The organism is Shigella sp. FC1967 (genome assembly GCF_001743005.1).
Lineage (GTDB): Bacteria > Pseudomonadota > Gammaproteobacteria > Enterobacterales > Enterobacteriaceae > Proteus.
This window is the reverse complement of the sequence record NZ_MIIZ01001041.1, coordinates 1-1,164: the sequence shown is the minus strand read 5'-3', so window position 1 is coordinate 1,164 and position 1,164 is coordinate 1. Positions and strand designations below refer to the sequence as shown.

The following is a 1,164-nucleotide window of genomic DNA, read 5'->3' as shown; positions in this document are numbered from 1 at the left end:
AAAAATGTTTGGACCAGCCGTGAAGGCGTTGAATATGCATGGTTCAATAACGTCGAAACTAAGCCAGGTACAGGGTATCCCCAAAATTGGGAAGATCAAGAGAAGTGGAAAGGCGGTTGGATCAAAAATATTAAAGGTAAGTTAGTACCAAGAATGGGTAACCGTGTTGGTCTATTATCTAACATTTTTGCCAATCCCGATGTTCCCGCATTAGACGACTACTATGAGCCATTTGATTATGACTATGAGCATTTAAAAAATGCACCAGAAGGCGCATTACCGACAGCACGTCCTCGTTCGTTGATCACGGGTCAGCGTATGACCAAGATCGAAAAAGGCCCCAACTGGGAAGATGATTTAGGGGGGGAATTTAGCAAACGTGCTGCGGATAAAAACTTCGCCAATATGCAAAAAGAGATGTACGGGCAGTTTGAAAATACATTCATGATGTATTTACCTCGCTTATGTGAACACTGCTTAAATCCTGCTTGTGTCGCGACATGCCCTAGTGGTGCGATTTATAAGCGTGCGGAAGATGGTATTGTGCTTATCGATCAAGATAAATGCCGTGGATGGCGCATGTGTCTAACTGGATGCCCGTACAAAAAAATCTATTTCAACTGGAAAAGTGGTAAGTCAGAAAAATGTATTTTCTGTTATCCACGTATTGAAGCGGGTCAGCCAACATTGTGCTCAGAAACCTGTGTTGGACGTATTCGTTATTTGGGGGTGATGCTGTATGACGCAGATAAGATCTCACAAGCCGCCAGTGCAGATAACGAAAAAGATTTATATCAAAGCCAATTAGATATCTTCTTAGATCCCTTCGATCCTGAAGTTATTAAAGCCGCAGAAGAGCAAGGTATTCCATTAAGTGTGATTGATGCAGCACAACGTTCACCTGTGTACAAAATGGCTGTGGATTGGAAGCTGGCATTACCACTGCACCCTGAATATCGTACTTTACCCATGGTGTGGTATGTACCACCGCTGTCACCGATCCAATCTGTTGCTGATGCGGGTGTGTTACCACATACAGGCGTTTTGCCTGATGTAGAAAGCTTGCGTATTCCTGTTCAATATTTAGCAAATTTACTGACCGCTGGGGATACGGCACCTGTGTTATTAGCATTAAAACGCATGTTAGCGATGCGTCATTACAAA

Annotated in this window: 1 protein-coding gene; it reads left to right on the top strand. The window is 43.2% G+C overall.

What is annotated here, in order from left to right:
- On the top strand, positions 1-1,164 hold a 1,164-nt coding region (gene narH / locus BHE89_RS17900; protein WP_128860692.1), incomplete at both ends, for a nitrate reductase subunit beta.